Here is a 14,892-nt window from a genome sequence, read left to right on the forward strand (position 1 = left end):
CCATGACCTGTACCGTTGATTTCCTTGCCGCCAACCCGTTGCTGGTGCTGTTCATCACCGTCGGACTCGGCTACTTCGTCGGCAAGGCGCGGGTCGGACCGATCCAGCTGGGGGGCGTGTGCGGCACGCTGATCGTGGCGCTGTTCATGGGGCAGACCGGCTGCCAGATGCATGGCGAACTGAAGGACCTGGCCTTCGCGCTGTTCATCTTCGCCATGGGCTATTCAGGCGGGCCGCAGTTCTTTGCCAACCTGAACCGCTCGAGCCTGCGCTATATGGTGCTGCCGGTGGTGGAGGCGGTGGTGGTGCTGGCGATCGCGCTCGCTGCGGCGGCCTGGCTGGGCTTCGATCCGGGCACCGCCGCGGGGCTGGCCGCCGGCGCCGCGACCGAGTCGGCGGTGGTGGGCACCGCCGCCGAAGCGCTCAAGCACCTGGGCCTGGATGCCGCCACCGTGGGCCGCTACGAGGCCAATATCGCCACCGCGTATACGCTGACCTACCTGGTCGGGCTGATCAGCATCGTGTTCTTCACCAGCCAGATCGCGCCGGCACTGCTCGGCATCGACCTGCGCCAGGCCGCGCGCGAGGTCGCGGCGCGCATGGAGGCCGCCTCCGACGATGACGTCGCCACCCAGCCGGCGCTGCCGCGGCTGATCGGGCGCGCCTACTCGGTGCAGCAGGCCGCCGGCATGACGGTCAGCCAGCTGCAGCACCAGGTCGGCGGCCGGGCCTCGGTGGTCAAGGTGCTGCGCGGCGGGGCCAGCATCGAGCTGGCCGACGACGACGCCGTGCAGGCCGGCGATATCCTCGCCATGGTCGGCATCCGCAGCAACCTGCTCAAGGGCGCGGCGCTGATCGGCCCGGAAGTGCTGCTGCCCGAGGCGCACACCGATGCCATCCAGCTGGTGGAAAAGCGGGTGGTGGTGAACAAGCGCCGCGTCAACGGCAAGACCCTCGGCGAGCTGGCGCGCCTGGCCGGCCCGCGGCGGCTGCGCGAGGTCTGGGTGCTGGAAGTGCGGCGCTCGGGGCTGTCGCTGCCGATCACGCGTTCGACGCCGCTGCAGCTGGGCGACGTGATCACCGTGGTCGGGCTGGAGCCATCGCTTTCCGAGGCTATCGCGGGCATCGGCGTGGAGGCCAAGGCCTCCGAGGTCACCGACCTGGTGTTCCTGTGCGTCGGCATCCTGGCCGGCCTGCTGGTGGGCACGCTGAGCGTGAGCCTGGGCGGCATGCACATCTCGCTGGGCAGCGGCGGCGGGGCGCTGCTGAGCGGGCTGGTGTTCGGCTGGGCCCAGTCGCGCAAGCCGTCGCTCGGCACCTTTCCCGCATCGGCGGTGCAGATCCTGAAGGACCTCGGGCTGGCGGTGTTCGTCGCCTGCGTCGGGCTGTCGGCCGGGCCGGATGCGATCGCGCTGATCCGCGAGCACGGCGCAGTGCTGCCGCTGATCGGGCTGGCGGTGTCGCTGGGACCGGCTTGCCTGTCCTTGTGGATCGGGCACAAGCTGCTCAGGATCGAAGGCCCGCTGCTGGTCGGCGCGATCGCCGGGCAGCATGTCAGCACCCCGGCGATCAGCGCGATCCTTGCCGCCAGCCAGAGCTCGGTGCCGCTGCTGGGCTACACCATTACCTATGCCATCGCCAACGTGCTGCTGCCGGTGCTGGGGCCGATCATCATCTCGCTGGCCTACCGTTTCGCCTGAGTGGCCGGGTGCGTGGGGTGCCTGACGGTCCATTTCTTTGCCGTTCGCGCCGCGCCGTCCTACAACTGGAGTGTGGGGCGGAGGGCACCGCGCCGCACCTGCCAAGGACAAGGAGGAGCACTATGTGCCGCTGGCTGGCTTATTCGGGCAGATCCGTTGCATTGGAAACGGTGCTGTTCCAGCCGGAACACTCGCTGATCGACCAGAGCCTGAATTCCCGGCTCGGCCATACCACCACCAATGGCGACGGCTTCGGGGTGGGCTGGTACGGGCGCCATGCCGAGGTGCCGTTCCGCTACCGCTGCCTGCACCCGGCGTGGAGCGACACCAACTTGCGCGAGACCGCCAGGGCGGTGCGCGCGCCGATGTTCGTCGCGCACGTGCGCGCCGCCACCGGCACGCCGACGCAGGAAACCAACTGCCATCCGTTCCGCTTCGGCCGCTGGCTGTTCGTCCACAACGGCCTGATCCGCGACTATCCGCTGGTGCGGCGCGACCTGATGATGGCGGTGGCGCCGCACCTGTTCCGCTGGATCGAGGGCTCGACCGATTCCGAGGTGATGTTCTTCCTGGCGCTGACCTTCGGGCTGGAACGCGATCCGGTCGGCGCGCTCGAGCAGATGGCCGGGCTGATCGAGGACGTCGGCCATCGCCACGACGTGCAGTTCCCGCTCAACATGACGGTGTGCGTGACCGACGGCCGGCAGATCGTGGCGGTGCGCTATTCGAGCGAGACCAACTCGCGCTCGCTGTTCCACAGCACTTCGTTCCGGCAGCTGCGCGAACTCTATCCGGATGACCCGCGCATCGCCGCCGCGGGCGACGACGCCTTCCTGGTGCTGTCGGAGCCGCTGATCGACGTGCAGGGCGTGTGGGAGGAGATTCCCGAGGGCACCATCCTGGTGGCGCGCGGCGGCGAGATCGACCGCCACCGCTTCGTGCCGCGCCTGCCAAGCCAGCCGGTATTGCACGCGGCGCAGAGCAACGCGGCCGCGGGCTGAGGGGCGCAGGCCCGGCGGCACCACGCAAGCCTCAGGGGCACGCCAGCGCGGCGGCGGCATACAGCAGCAGTGCCACCAGCACCACCACGGTAAAGCCGGCGTGGATCGCCAGCAGCGTGGCCAGCACCGCCGCCACCACCGAGGCACAGGCGTTGATGCCCCAGGCCCACGGCACCAGCTTGTCGTCGCGCGCGGCGAGCCCGGACAGACCGAGCGGGAACGGCATCCCCATCAGGAAGGCCAGCGGTGCGACCAGAGCCACCGCGATGGCGATCCGGGCGGGATCCGGCCACGCAATCAGCAGCGGGAACACCTTGGGCAGCGCCACCAGGTAGAGCAGCGCCACGGCGCACACGCCGCCGATCGCCAGCGCCACCTGGCGCCGGCCGCGCCCGGGGCCGGCGCGCGCTGGCAGGCGCGGGGCAAAGCGGCTGCCCAGCCCGGCAAAGCACAGGAACGCGCACAGCACCACCGCCACGGCATAGAGCGGATGGCTCAGGAACAGGATGAATTTCTGGATAAAGGCGATCTCGACAAACATGAAGCCAAGGCCGACCGCGACGAAGTAGAAGCCAGTGCGCGTTACTGGCACCAGCGGCACCAGCGGCACCACTGACGCTGGCGCGCGCCGCCGCAGCACGCGCAGCGGCACGCCGATCAGCAGCAGCGCCGCGGCGGTGGCCTGCAGCAGCGTCGCCACCAGCACCGGATAGCCCCAATCCAGCAAGGGCATCCCGCCCTGCGCCTTCAGCGAGATCAACTCCGGCAAGGTGCGCCATTTGAAGAAATGGAAGAAGTACGGCCGGTCGTCGGTGGCGGGCCGCACGTCGAACTTGTAGCGCGACAGGAACTGTTCGCGCTCGGGGCCGAGCAAGGCCTGTGCGGCAGCGAAGAAGTCCGGCTGGTCGAGCACGTTGTAGCGGTTGGCCGCGCCGGGCCCGATGCCGGGATGGTATTCGACGTCGAACGAGCGCGCCCGGCTGAAGTCGAGCAGCGCGCCGATTTCCGCGGGCTGGAAGTCGCCGTGCTTGACCATCAGCGTGGCCGTCTTCCAGCCGCGCAGCAGCACCAGCCGGCGCGACGGGTCGGGCACGCCTGCGCGTGCCATCGCCGCCACGGCGGTGGCGAACAGCTTCGGGATATCGCGCGGCGGCAGCGAGACCCAGCGCGTGATCGCCAGCAGGCCGCCGGGCCGCAGGTGGCGCAGGTAGGCCTCGAACGCTTCCACGGTATAGAGGTAGCTTTCGGACAGCGCATACAGGCCCGCCGACGAGGTGCTGAAGGAATCCAGCAGCGCCACCTGGATCAGGTCGTAGCGCTGCCGGCTGGCGGCCAGGAAGCCGCGCGCCTCGCCGACGTGTACCTGGACGCCGGTCGCGCTGTATGGCTTGCCCGAGAACGCGCCGAAGCGCTCCTGCACCAGCGCGATCACCTGCGGGTTCAGCTCGACGGCATCGACCGCGCTGGCGCCGTGGTAGAGCGCCTGCAGCACGTCGGCGCCGGCACCGCTGCCCAGCACCAGCACGCGCGGCGCCTGCAGCAGGTGATACGGCAGCGCCGAGGTCAGGTCGCCCAGGTAGGCCAGCGGCTCGCGTCGGCCGTCATAGCGGTTGAGCGCGCTCAGGCCGTCGCCGTCGGTAAACACCGCAAGCTGCGGCGGCGGTTCCTTGGTGGCGTTCAGGCTCAGCCCCGGCGCATGCCGCAGCGGGATCGACGGACTCTCGACCACCGTGACCAGCCCCAGCGGACTGGAGCGCTGCGCCACCACGCGCGCGTCGCCGATGCGCAGCGCCTGGCTCAGCTCCTTGTACTCCGACGGCCGCAATGCCATCCAGCCGTCCGGGATGGCCGCCGGCACGGCCGCCGCCGTCAGCAGCAGCGCCGGCAGCCAGGGGCGATAGAAGCGGTCGCCGCGGCATTCGACGCAGGCCAGCGCCGCGGCGGCCATGCCCGCCATGCTGACCAGCCGCAGGGCATCGACCGGATCCAGCACGAACAGCGCGGCGATGATGCCCAGGCTGCCGAGCCCGGCGCCGAGGATATCGAAGCTGTAGAGCCGTGGCACCTGCAGCGGGAAGCGGGCAAAGCTCAGGCACACGCTGGTGGCCGCGCACAGGAAGGGCACGAACAGCAGCAGGTAGATCGCCACCAGGCGCAGCGGCTGCGTGGGCTCCCACAGGATTTCCAGCGGGTTGAAGCCGACCCGCTGCGCGAGTTCGAAGCAGACCAAGGCGCTGATGCCGAACAGCAGCGCGCCGCCGGCAAACACCGGCACGAAATGCCGCACCAGCACCGGCTGTGCCAGCGCCACCAGCGCCCCCGCGGCGCCGTATCCCAGCAGGGCCACGCTGATCATCATGTAGGCGAAGTGATGCCACAGGATGATCGAAAGCAGCCGCATCAGCAGGATTTCATAGCCCAGCGCGGCGGCAGAGAGCAAGGCCAGGGCGAACAGCGGCGGGCGTGGCATCGCGTTCATCGCGCTCATCGCATGAGGCGGCCAGCCGCTGCCGCGCCTCAGTGCTTGCCCACCAGCGGCACGAAGCGCACCGGCAGGATCTGCCGGGTGCTGACGCTGCCGTCCGCGGATTTTTCGACCAGCAGCAGGTACTGCGTCAGGAACTGCGCGCCCACCGGGATCACCATGCGCCCGCCCGGCTTGAGCTGGCGGATCAGCGGCGGCGGCACGTGGCTGGCCGCGGCGGTGACGACGATGGCGTCATAGGGCGCATGCTCGTCCCAGCCGTAGTAGCCGTCGCCCACCTTGCACGCCACCTGCCGGTAGGCCAGCCGCTTCAGGCGCTCGCACGCCTGGCGCCCGAGCGGCTCGATGATCTCGATGGTGTAGACCGCGCGCGCCAGCTGGCTCAGCACCGCGGCCTGGTAGCCGGAGCCGGTGCCGATCTCGAGCACGCTGTCGCCCGGCTGGACCCGCAGCAGGTCGGTCATCAGCGCCACGATATACGGCTGCGAAATGGTCTGGCCATGGCCGATCGGCAGCGGCCGGTTCTCGTAGGCGTGCGGCTTTTGCGGGTCCGGCACGAACTCGTGGCGGGGCACCTGGCCCATCACGGCCATCACCCCGGGGGCGATGCCGTGGCTGCGGTTCGACGCGCCGGCGCCGGCGTGGATCGCGGCAATCTCGCTGACCATCTCCGCGCGCTGCTTCAGCCGTGCATCGTCGGCCGCGCGGCACAGCCCGGCCGATGCCATGGCGGCAACGGCGAGCAAGGCGAGAAAGACGATAGAGGGATAACGGGCGGACGGCTGCACGATGGGACCCCAGGGAGCCTACCGTCATCGTAGGCCATCGGCTGCGCAGGCGCCGGCAAGTGGCAAACGAGGCGCTTGCCGGGCCTCGCCGGTCCCGGGGCGGGCTAGCCCCCGATCAGCTTGAGGCCGGCCGGCAGCGCCTCGCCGAATACCCGTCCTTCGTCCGCGGCGTCGAGTTCGACCACCTCGCGCACCATCGCGATCCAGCCGGGCGGCGCGCTGGCGGCTTCCAGCCGGCGCACCACGTTCGCGCGCAGCTCGTCGGGCAGGTCGCGGGTGCGGTCGCCGGTCATGCGCGCGATCTGCACCGCGGCGAACGCGGCGGGCTCGACCTTTTTCCAGTCGAGCGCCAGGATGGCGTCCAGCCACTGGCCGGCGGTGTCGGCCGGCACCACGCTGTGCGCGCTGCCGTAGAACGGCATGCGCGCGCCGATACGGCCCACCGCCCACCAGCCCTGGTTGTTCTCGGACGGCTTGCGCAGCCGGGTCAGCAGCCAGCCGGCCAGCTCGGTCTTGGCGTCGACGGGCAGGCGCTCGAGCGAGCCGGCCAGCCGCACCATGTCGGCATAGCCGCCCCGGGTGGGCCCGGCCGGCTTCTTGAAGTGCACGCTGCCCGGTGGCTGCAGGTAGAAGGCCATGTCTTCCAGCAGGCGCAGCTGCGCGCTTTCGTCCAGCCCGCCGGCGGCGCGCCGCCACAGCGTCCACCACTCCGACCAGTTCTGGCTTTCGTTGACGTACTGGATGCCCTGGTCGTACTGCGACCACAGCTGCGCGACGCGCCATTCGTCGAGCGGGTAGCCAAAGCCGGGGCGCACGCAATAGCCTGCCAGGTTCAGCCACAGGCGCTCATGGTCCGCGGTGCGGCGGCGGCGCCTGGCGCGCTCCCACAAGGCGCCGAACAGCTCGCGCAGCAGCGCGCTGTCCCACTGCTCGCGCGCGCCCAGGATCTGCTCCAGCTGGGCGCGCAGGCGCTTGACCTCTTTCGGCCCGACCTCCTGCGAACGCGCGCCGAAGGTGCGGTCGATCAACTCCAGGGCCTGCGGCAGCGATGGGTGGGCCGTTGGCGCCGGCGGCGCCGCCGCGGCGTCGTTGCCGCGCAGCTGGAACTCCAGGCGCCAGCGCTGCGCGGCATCGTCGGTATTGATGCAATGGACTTCGAGCGTGCCGACCTCGGTCAGCGACGTGGTGATCTGCACCGGCGTTTCGCGCGGGCCGCCGGCGCCGCGCGTCGGCACCACGGTGGCGATCGGCGGCAGGCGCACGAAGTCGCCGCCGGACAGGTCGGTCAGCGCGCCGGGCTGGTAGGGCGTCTCGGCCACCGACGACACCAAGTGGAACTGCACCGGGTGGCCCAGCCGCAAGGCGAAGGTGCGGTCGCTGAGGTGGATCTCGTGGCCTTCCTCGGTGCCGCGCGGCAGCAGGCAGATGCCTTGCTGGCCCGCGGCGCCGTCGTCGAGCACCAGGAAATAGCTGCGCGCCGAGCCGCCGCCGATGCGCGGTGCCTGGCCGGCGCGAGCGCGCGCATACGCGACCGCGCCGCGGGCCACGGCAATGTCGGGATCGGCGTTGTGCAGGACCTGCAGCGGCGCGCCGCGCCAGCCGCCCAGCGTGTCGGCGATGCGGTCCGCCAGCGCCTGCGCGCGGAACACGCCGCCGTTGAGCAGCAGGGTGTCGGGCACCGGCAGGGCATCGTCCGGCGCGTCGTCCATGCCGAGCGCGGCACGGGCCTGCGCCGCGTGCTGGCCCAGGAAGGCGGCGATGTGGCGGGTCACGGCGGGATCGGCGGCATAGGGCAGGCCGAACTCGACGATGGCGCCGCGCGCGCGCCGCGGCCGTTCGCTGGCCGGCACCCTGGGGAAGAAGCCGTCGACCACCAGCTGCTCGACTTCCTGCCGCGTCACCTGCACCGAGCGCGCGCCGCCGACCAGCCGGGAGCCTGCGCCGAGCAGCGTCACGTTGACGGCATCGGGCGCATCCGCGCCCAGCAGCTGTTCCTTGGCAGCGCGGCAGCGCGCCACCAGCTGCGACAGGCTTGCCGCCGACAGGCGCGGCTGCGCCGGCGCGCTGTCGCCCAGGCGCCCCAGGCGCGCCTCGACCTGGTGCGCCAGCCCCAGGTCCATGTTGTCGCCGCCGAGCATCAGGTGGTTGCCTACACCGATGCGTGTCAGCTGCGGCTGCCCGTCCTGCATCGCCACGCGGATCAGCGTCAGGTCGGTGGTGCCGCCGCCGACGTCGCAGATCAGCACCAGCCGGGTTTGCGCAAGGTCCTGATCCAGGGTCTGGCGATGGTGGAACAGCCAGTCGTAGAGCGCGGCCTGCGGCTCTTCCAGCAGGCGCAGCGCGGGCAGGCCCGCGAGGCGCGCGGCTTCGAGCGTCAGCGCGCGCGCGCCCTCGTCGAACGACGCCGGCACGGTCAGCACCACGTCCTGCTGTTCGAGCGGCGCGTCGGGGAAGCGGTGGTTCCAGGCCGCGCAGACGTAGCCGAGATAGCTCGCGCTGGCGACCACCGGCGAGATCTTGTCGAGATCCTCCTCGCCGCCCCAGGGCAGGATCGGCGCGGTGCGGTCGACCGAGGCATGCGACAGCCAGCTCTTGGCGCTGGCCACCAGGCGGCCCGGCACCTGCGCGCCCAGCGTCGCCGCCAGGCGGCCGAATACGGTGCGGCGCGCGGCCGCGCTGGCGGCCGATTGCCAGGGCAGCTGCAGGTCATCACCATTGAGCTCGCCCGGCGCCGCGTGGTAGCGCACCGACGGCAGCAGCGGCCGGGCCGCGACCTCGCCCGGCGCGACCAGCTGGTCGATGTCGAACACGCGGATATCGTCGGAGCCGGCCCGGGCGTAGGCCACCACCGTGTTGCTGGTGCCAAGGTCGATGCCGACGATGTACTGTTTCATCGACTGCTTCATCGACTGTTTCAGCGCCGCTGCCGCGGCTTCAGGCATCGGCGTTGCCGCGCACGTCGAATTGCACCTTCCAGCGTTCGCCGCTGGCGCGCGGCACGGCCTCGAGTTCGAGCGTGCCGGCCTCGGTCACGCGCGCATGCAGCCTGACCGGCACCACTTCGCCGGCGGTGCGGCCTTCGGCGGGCAGCGTGGCCTGGATTTCCTCCAGTTCCTGCAGTTCCTCCGGCCCCCAGTAATCCAGCAGCGTGCCGACCTGGTCCTGCCGGCGCACCGAGGAGCCGAAGAAGCGAAAGTGCACCGGTTCACCGACTACCAGGCCGAATTCCTGCGGCGGCAGCTCGGCCTCGGTGCCTTCTTCCATGCCGAACGGGGCCACGCACAGCGCCTGGATCGGCGGCTCGAAGCCCGGCACCGCGGGCATCGACGATTCCACCGCGACGTAGTAGGCGCGCGCGGTGCCGCCGCGGATGCGCACGCCCTTGCCGCGCCGCACATAGCCGTAATAGGCGGCGCCGCGCGCCACCGCCAGGTCCAGCTCGGCGCCGTCGAGCAGGCGCGCCGGCGCCGCGCCCTCGGCGGCGAGCCAGCCGTTGAGCGTCTGCAGGATGCGCTCGACCAGCAGGCCGGACTTGAACACGCCGCCGTTGAACAGCACGGCGGTGGGGCGCAGGAAGCTGGCGCCTTCCGGCTGCGTGGCCTGCAGGCCTTCGATCTCGGCCAGCGCGCCCGCTTGCCGGCCCAGGAACGCCGCCAGGTGGCGCGTGATGGCCGCGTCCTGCGCGTACGGCAGGCCCAGCTGCGTCAGGCCGGCGCGGGCCCGGGTGACTGGGCGCGCCGCGGCGTCGACTTGCGGGAAGAACCCTTCGAGGATGGTCTGGGTCAGTTCGGCGCGGGTCAGCTCGGTGCGGATCGAGCCACCGATCAGCTTCGAACCGCGGCTGGGCACGACCAGCGGCACGGCATCGGCGGCGGGGTCGGTCAGCAGCGTTTCCTTGGCGGCGCGGCAGGCGTAGGTCAGCGCGCGCAGCTGCCACGGATCGGCCTGCGTGCCCTGCGCCGCCAGCTTGCGCGCCACCACGTGCGCCAGCGCCAGGTCCATGTTGTCGCCGCCCAGCAGGATGTGGTCGCCGACCGCGATGCGATGCAGCTCCAGGTTGCCGTCGCGCTCGATCACGGCGATCAGCGACAGGTCGGTGGTGCCGCCGCCGACATCGACCACCAGGATGATGTCGCCGACCTTGACCTGCTTGCGCCACTGGCCGGCGCTCTTCTGGATCCAGCTGTAGAGCGCGGCCTGCGGCTCCTCGAGCAGGGTCATGCGGGCATAGCCGGCCGCCGCGGCGGCCTCGGCGGTCAGCTCGCGCGCGGCAGGATCGAACGACGCTGGGATCGTCACGGTGACGTCCTGCTCGCCGAACGGTGCGTCGGGATGGGCCTGGTCCCACGCTTCACGCAGGTGCGTCAGGTAGCGCACCGAAGCCTCCAGCGGCGATACGCGCGGCACCTCCGGCGGCGCGTCGGCAGGCAGGATTGCCGCGCGGCGGTCGACGCCGGGATGGCACAGCCAGCTCTTGGCGCTGGACACCAGCCGGATCGGCGTGCCCGCGCCGCGGCTGCGCGCCATCTCGCCGACCGCGAAGTCGCGCGCGGCGCTCCACGGCAGGTTCAGGTCGCCCGGGGCCAGTTCGCTTTCGTGCGGCAGGTACAGGAACGAGGGCAGCAGGTCGAGGTCCTCGACCGCGCCGGGCGCGGTCAGCTGCGCGATCGGCAGCACGCGCTGGCTGGTGTTCTCGCCATCGCTGGCGGCAAGGTCGACATAGGAGACCGCGCTGTGGGTCGTGCCCAGGTCGATGCCGATGGCGTAGCGGGCCCCGCTCATAGCTCCACCTCGGCCGGGGCGATCACGCTCGCGTCGTGGCGCTCGGCCAGGCGCGGCAGGCGCACTTCCTCGACCTTCCAGCCGCGATGGCTGATGGCGCCATGGAACGGCGCGCTGCCGACCACGTTGCCGGTCAGGCGGATCGCGCTGGCGTCGAAGCCGTCGGCCAGGGTCACGCGGCTGCCCTCGGCTTCCTCGCGCACCGGGCGGATGGTGAAATGCTCGCGCAGCACCGCACGGCAGCCATCGTGCACCAGGCGCGCGGCGGCGCCGATCTCGGCGTCGGCATAGCGCGCGATGTCTTCCTCGACGAAATCGATGAAGCGGGCGTCGCGCTGCAGCAGTCCGAGCAATTGCAGCGCGGCCACCGGGCTGGCTTCCTTCAGCGCGGGCGCGGGCTCAGCAACCGGCGCCGGCGCGGGTGCCGTCACCGGGGCCGGCGCCGCCGCAGCGGCGGGCTCGCCCGCGCGCAGGCGCTTGATGCTGGCGGCCAGCTCGCGGTTGCCAAGGATTGCGAAGAACGTGCCCATGGCAAGCGAGAGCCTGCCAAAGAAAGAGAGGTTCGAGTCAGGCATGGATAACACTCCTCTGTGCGCGGAGGCGGGGGGACCGCTCAGGCGTCGCGCAGATAGGTGATCAACTGGTCCGCGCGGCTGGGATGCCGCAGCTTCTTCATCGCCTTGCTTTCGATCTGGCGGATGCGCTCGCGCGTGACGTCGAACTGCTTGCCGACTTCTTCCAGCGTGTAGTCGGTCGACATGTCGATGCCGAAGCGCATGCGCAGCACCTTGGCTTCGCGCGGCGACAGCTCGTCGAGCATCTCGCGCACCACCGCGCGCAGGCCGGCCTGCAGGGCGGCGTCGGCGGGCGTGGCGGTGTCCGAGTCGGCGATCATGTCGCCCAGGCTGGTGTCGCCGTCCTCGCCCACCGGGGTCTCCATCGACACCGGCTCCTTGGCGATCTTCATGATCGAGCGCACCTTGTCCTCGGTCATGTCCAGGCGCTCGGCCAGCACCGCCGGATCGGGCTCCTTGCCGGTCTGCTGCATGATCTCGCGCGACAGGCGGTTGAGCTTGTTGATCTGCTCGATCATGTGCACCGGCACGCGGATGGTGCGGGCCTGGTCGGCGATGGCACGCGTGACCGCCTGGCGCACCCACCACGTGGCGTAGGTCGAGAATTTCCAGCCGCGGCGGTATTCGAACTTGTCGACCGCCTTCATCAGGCCGATGTTGCCTTCCTGGATCAGGTCCAGGAACTGCATGCCGCGGTTGGTGTATTTCTTGGCGATCGAGATCACCAGGCGCAGGTTGGCCTGCGTCATTTCATGCTTGGCCTGGCGCATCTGGCGCTCGGCGGCCAGCATCTTGCGGTTGACGGTCTTCAGCTCGGCGAGCGGCAGCGCCGCGCGCGCCTGGATGTCGATCAGCTTCTGCTGGTGGGCTTCCAGGTCCGGCAGCGCGCGCGCGACCGCGGCGCTGTAGGGACGTCCTTCGGCGGCCAGCCCCTGGCCCCAGGCCAGGTTGGTTTCGTTGCCGGGGAAGCGCGCGATCACGTCCTCGCGCTCCATGCCGCAGCGATCGACCAGCAGCTGCACCACCTGGCGCTCGATCGCGCGCACCTCGTCGACCATGGACTGGACGTTGGCGCACAGGCGCTCGATGGTGCGGGCGGTAAAGCGGATCGTGCGCAGCTCTTCGCGCACCGCGTCGCGCGCGGCGGCAAAGGCCGGTGCGGCGGCGCGGCCGGCTTCGCTTTCGGCGCGCATGCGCTCGAACTGCTCGGCGACGCGCGCAAAGCGCTTCATGCACTCGTCGCGCAGCCGGGCCAGGTCGGCTTCGGCGCTTTGCTGGCCGCTGCTGCCTTCATCGGCGCTGTCGTCGTCGTCTTCGTCGGACTCGTCGGTGCTCTCGAGGCTGCTGTCGTCGGCGTCATCCGCGGCGGCGGCGGCCGGCTCGGCGATGGTCTCGTCGCTGAGGCCGTCGACCACGTCGTCGATGCCGATCTCGCTGGCGGCGACCTTGGCCGACAGCTCGAGGATGGTGGCGACGGTGAACGGGCACGCCGAGATCGCGTGGACCATGTTGTTCAGGCCTTCCTCGATGCGCTTGGCGATCTCGACTTCCTGCTTGCGCGTCAGCAGCGTGGCCGAGCTCATTTCGCGCATGTACATGCGCACCGGGTCGGTGGTGCGGCCGAACTCGGAATCGACCGTGGCCAGCGCGACCTCGGCTTCCTCTTCGGCCTGCTCGTCGGAGGCCACCACCGGGCCGTCGCTGAGCAGCAGGGTCTCGGCGTCCGGGGTCTGCTCGTAGATCTTCACGCCCATCTCGGCGAAGGTGCCGACGATGCTTTCCATCGCGGCCGTATCCGTGAAGTTCTCGGGCAGGTGGTCGCTGATGTCCGCGTGCGTCAGGTAGCCGCGCTGCCTGCCCAGCTGGATCAGCGCGCGCAGCTGCTGGCTGCGCGCGGCGGCTTCGGCCGTCGGATCAGTGTGTGCCGCGGCCGGGCTGGCCTGGCCGGTGTCCTTGACTGCTGCTCGTGTTTTGGCTGCCGTTCGTTGTGCGCCACTTGTCATTGACTGCTGTTTCCTTCGTGCATCGCGTTTCGACGGCAGTGCGCACGAGGGCGCGCGTGATTCCAACCTGCTGTCAAGGCTCGCGTGGGGTTCGGCGGGGGCGGGGCGGATAACCGTACGCCGCGGCCGTTTGAATAGGGGCCGCATATTCTACAGCCATTGTTGCGTCGCAGCAGGTTACGGGCCCGGAATGCGTGGCGGCTAGTCTGCCGGAATGCGGGGTATTTGCAACAGGATGCGCTGAAATGCGCGGCAGAAGCCGCTGCCGTGGCGGGAATTGCGAGGTCCGGGCGGACCGGCCGCTGCGTTACGGCCGCCAAGTGCCGCCTCAGGCATAGTCCAGCGGCAGCGCGGTGGTGTACTTGATCTGCTCCATCGCGAAGCTGGAGCTGACATCGGCCAGTTCGGCGCCCTGGATCAGCTTCTTGTAGACGCGGTCGTAGGCGGCGATATCGGGCACCACCACGCGCAGCAGGTAGTCGGTGTCACCGGCCATGCGATAGAACTCGGTCACTTCCGGGATCGACGACACCAGTCCGTGGAACTGCTTGAGCCATTTCACGTTGTGCTGGCTGGTGCGGACGGAGACGAACACGGTGACGCCGGCATTGAGCTTGGCGGCGTCGAGCAGCGCCACGCGCTTGCGGATCAGGCCGGCTTCCTCCAGCTTCTGGATGCGGCGCCAGCACGGCGTCGAGCTCAGGCCGACCCGTTCGCCGATTTCCGCCACCGGCAAGGTGGCGTCTTCCTGCAGCAGGGCGAGGATCTGTTTGTCGTAGCGGTCCATGGCGCGTGGCGGTCAGGTGAAGAGGGCGCGCCCGCACCAGGCGCGGAGCGGGGCGGTCAGGCGTCGGCGGGCACCAGCAGGTTCACGCCGGTCGCAATATGGTCGCGGCTGACCCCGTAGAGATGCAGGGAAACCGCGATCTCGTCGCTGGCGTTGCCGAGCGCGTGGATATGCTGCAGGCCGCCCGGCACGCTGAAGGTATCGCCCGCGCTGCGCGTGACGGTGTTGGCGTGGTGCGCGTGCCGGCTGGCGGGATCCCACCGGTAGTGCTGCTCGGTCAGCGTGCCGCGCAGCACCCGGTAGGCGCACCAGGTGCGGTGGCCATGCACCGGGCTGGCCTGGCCCGGGCGCCAGACCAGCACCATGGCGGAGAAGCGCTCCAGCGGATCGCCGTAGACCAGGTGCCGGGTATAGGTGTCGGCCGAGCCCAGCAAGGCCCCCGGCGGCAACGCCGCCAGCAGCGTGTCGGTGTCGGGCAGGTGCTGCGCAATGTGGCTGGCAACCAGGCGCGCGCTGTTGCTGAAGATGTCGGCGAGATCGAGCGCCAGCCGGTCGAGCGGGGCACCGGCCGGTCGCGCGGCGGTAACAGGGGAAGCAGTAACGGGGGAGGCGGTCGTCATGGCAGGCTTCGTCGGCTTGTTCTTGTCTATTCATGATAGGGACCGGCGGTAGCACAGGCATGCGAGTTGTCCTTCCAGGCAGGCTGGAATTGTAATGCTATTCCGGTATAGAGCGAATTATTGGAATTTTGTTCTAACGGGTCGCCGTTGG

The 14,892-nt window shown here is 70.4% G+C and carries 10 protein-coding genes; 2 read left to right on the forward strand and 8 right to left on the reverse strand.

Going from position 1 to position 14,892, the window contains the following annotated elements; all coding sequences use genetic code 11:
• The first annotated feature begins 2 nt into the window (after positions 1–2).
• Entirely contained in the window at positions 3–1,700 is a 1,698-nt protein-coding gene (gene aspT / locus ACEI37_RS18840) for an aspartate-alanine antiporter (RefSeq protein ID WP_373380169.1), read from the forward strand.
• Positions 1,701–1,822: 122 nt separating this feature from the next.
• On the forward strand, positions 1,823–2,701 hold the full coding sequence (locus ACEI37_RS18845) for a class II glutamine amidotransferase (protein ID WP_373380170.1): 879 nt from the start codon (positions 1,823–1,825) through the stop codon (positions 2,699–2,701).
• Positions 2,702–2,732: 31 nt separating this feature from the next.
• Here the strand turns inward: ACEI37_RS18845 and ACEI37_RS18850 are convergent, their stop codons facing one another.
• The 8 genes from ACEI37_RS18850 to ACEI37_RS18885 form a co-directional block, all read right to left on the reverse strand.
• On the reverse strand, positions 2,733–5,171 hold the full coding sequence (locus tag ACEI37_RS18850; RefSeq protein WP_373380279.1) for a spermidine synthase: 2,439 nt from the start codon (positions 5,169–5,171) through the stop codon (positions 2,733–2,735).
• Between the two features lie 47 nt (positions 5,172–5,218).
• Positions 5,219–5,974 carry a protein-L-isoaspartate(D-aspartate) O-methyltransferase gene (locus ACEI37_RS18855; protein ID WP_373380171.1) on the reverse strand — a complete coding sequence of 252 codons (756 nt, stop codon included), beginning with the start codon at positions 5,972–5,974 and terminating at the stop codon, positions 5,219–5,221.
• Between the two features lie 104 nt (positions 5,975–6,078).
• The gene (locus ACEI37_RS18860; RefSeq protein WP_373380172.1) at positions 6,079–8,916 is read right to left on the reverse strand and encodes an Hsp70 family protein; all 2,838 of its coding nucleotides are present in this window, start codon (positions 8,914–8,916) and stop codon (positions 6,079–6,081) included.
• Positions 8,909–10,756, reverse strand: a complete 1,848-nt coding sequence (locus ACEI37_RS18865) for an Hsp70 family protein (protein ID WP_373380173.1) — start codon at positions 10,754–10,756, stop codon at positions 8,909–8,911. The genes ACEI37_RS18860 and ACEI37_RS18865 overlap by 8 nt, the downstream gene beginning before the upstream one ends.
• Positions 10,753–11,331, reverse strand: coding sequence for a DUF2760 domain-containing protein (locus tag ACEI37_RS18870; RefSeq protein WP_373380174.1), 579 nt, complete (start codon positions 11,329–11,331; stop codon positions 10,753–10,755). Before ACEI37_RS18870 ends, ACEI37_RS18865 begins: the two co-directional genes overlap by 4 nt.
• 38 nt (positions 11,332–11,369) lie before the next feature.
• Positions 11,370–13,334: an RNA polymerase sigma factor RpoD gene (rpoD, locus tag ACEI37_RS18875; protein ID WP_373380175.1), complete on the reverse strand. Its 1,965-nt coding sequence runs from the start codon at positions 13,332–13,334 to the stop codon at positions 11,370–11,372.
• A 328-nt stretch (positions 13,335–13,662) separates the two neighbouring features.
• Positions 13,663–14,121: an Lrp/AsnC family transcriptional regulator gene (locus ACEI37_RS18880; RefSeq protein ID WP_062799292.1), complete on the reverse strand. Its 459-nt coding sequence runs from the start codon at positions 14,119–14,121 to the stop codon at positions 13,663–13,665.
• 56 nt (positions 14,122–14,177) lie between these two features.
• A complete protein-coding gene (locus ACEI37_RS18885; protein WP_373380176.1) occupies positions 14,178–14,741 on the reverse strand; it encodes a cysteine dioxygenase in 564 nt (187 codons plus the stop codon).
• Positions 14,742–14,892 lie beyond the last annotated feature (151 nt).

The sequence above is a fragment of the Cupriavidus nantongensis genome (assembly GCF_041726985.1).
GTDB lineage: Bacteria > Pseudomonadota > Gammaproteobacteria > Burkholderiales > Burkholderiaceae > Cupriavidus > Cupriavidus nantongensis_A.

What these genes read in the sequence shown, in the direction of transcription:
- aspT (WP_373380169.1), top strand. Translation starts at nt 3, where the DNA reads ATGACCTGTACCGTTGATTTCCTTGCCGCCAACCCGTTGCTGGTGCTG.
- ACEI37_RS18845 (WP_373380170.1), top strand. Translation starts at nt 1,823, where the DNA reads ATGTGCCGCTGGCTGGCTTATTCGGGCAGATCCGTTGCATTGGAAACG.
- ACEI37_RS18850 (WP_373380279.1), bottom strand. Translation starts at nt 5,171, where the DNA reads ATGCCACGCCCGCCGCTGTTCGCCCTGGCCTTGCTCTCTGCCGCCGCG.
- ACEI37_RS18860 (WP_373380172.1), bottom strand. Translation starts at nt 8,916, where the DNA reads ATGCCTGAAGCCGCGGCAGCGGCGCTGAAACAGTCGATGAAGCAGTCG.
- ACEI37_RS18865 (WP_373380173.1), bottom strand. Translation starts at nt 10,756, where the DNA reads ATGAGCGGGGCCCGCTACGCCATCGGCATCGACCTGGGCACGACCCAC.
- ACEI37_RS18870 (WP_373380174.1), bottom strand. Translation starts at nt 11,331, where the DNA reads ATGCCTGACTCGAACCTCTCTTTCTTTGGCAGGCTCTCGCTTGCCATG.
- rpoD (WP_373380175.1), bottom strand. Translation starts at nt 13,334, where the DNA reads ATGACAAGTGGCGCACAACGAACGGCAGCCAAAACACGAGCAGCAGTC.
- ACEI37_RS18880 (WP_062799292.1), bottom strand. Translation starts at nt 14,121, where the DNA reads ATGGACCGCTACGACAAACAGATCCTCGCCCTGCTGCAGGAAGACGCC.
- ACEI37_RS18885 (WP_373380176.1), bottom strand. Translation starts at nt 14,741, where the DNA reads ATGACGACCGCCTCCCCCGTTACTGCTTCCCCTGTTACCGCCGCGCGA.